General features: G+C 63.7%; 1 protein-coding gene. It reads left to right on the top strand.

The window, feature by feature from the left end:
* Positions 1-419, top strand: a 419-nt coding sequence (locus tag FQ755_RS17190; protein WP_409937520.1) for a glutamine amidotransferase-related protein, incomplete at both ends; no start/stop codon positions are given.

Genomic DNA, 419 nt, shown 5'->3' with positions numbered 1-419 from the left:
GTCGGCAAGTACGTCGAGCTGACCGAATCCTACAAATCGCTGATCGAGGCACTGCGCCACGCCTCGATCCACACGTCGACCAAGGTCAACATCGAGTATCTCGATTCGGAAGAGATCGAGGCCAAGGGCGTCGACAGCCTCAAGCATCTCGACGCCGTGCTGGTGCCGGGTGGCTTCGGCCGTCGCGGCACCGAAGGCAAGATCGCGGCGATCCGCTATGCGCGCGAGTCCAAGGTGCCGTATCTCGGCATCTGCCTGGGCATGCAGTTGGCGGTGATCGAATTCGCGCGCGACGTGGTGGGCCTGAAGGACGCCAACAGCACCGAGTTCGATCCCGAGACGCCGAACCGCGTGGTCGCGCTGATCACCGAGTGGTACGACCGCGAAGGCAAGGTCGAGAAGCGCACCGAGGCCTCCGA

The sequence above is a fragment of the Paraburkholderia sp. BCC1885 genome (genome assembly GCF_900996235.1).
Lineage (GTDB): Bacteria > Pseudomonadota > Gammaproteobacteria > Burkholderiales > Burkholderiaceae > Paraburkholderia.
The sequence above is the reverse complement of the archived record's forward strand: the minus strand, read 5'-3'. Positions and strand labels throughout refer to the sequence as shown.